This window comes from Escherichia sp. AM3 (genome assembly GCF_032029835.1).
GTDB lineage: Bacteria > Pseudomonadota > Gammaproteobacteria > Enterobacterales > Enterobacteriaceae > Escherichia > Escherichia coli.
The window spans coordinates 1-310 of record NZ_JAVUPQ010000798.1 but is presented as its reverse complement, the minus strand read 5'-3'; the positions used below and the strand labels follow the sequence as shown (position 1 = coordinate 310).

Annotated in this window: 1 protein-coding gene; it reads left to right on the top strand. The window is 59.7% G+C overall.

What is annotated here, in order from left to right; all coding sequences use genetic code 11:
* On the top strand, nt 1–310 hold a 310-nt coding region (locus tag RTW80_RS28425), incomplete at both ends, for an NAD(P)H-binding protein (RefSeq protein WP_312721447.1).

The following is a 310-nucleotide window of genomic DNA, read 5'->3' as shown; positions in this document are numbered from 1 at the left end:
CTATTGTGCGTAACCCGGCGAAAGCCGAAGCGTTGCGTCAGCAAGGGGTCGTTGTGCGTCAGGCGGATTACACCGATGAAGCCGCATTTACCACCGCGCTGAACGGCGTGGATAAACTGCTGCTCATCTCCTCCAGCGAAGTGGGCCAGCGTGCCGTACAGCACCAGAACGTGATAAACGCCGCCAAAGCCGCCGGGGTGAAATTCATCGCCTATACCAGCCTGCTGCATGCTGACAAATCTCCGCTGGGTCTGCACGTTGAGCACGTCGAAACCGAAAATGCCCTGGCGGCCTCCGGCGTGCCTTACGC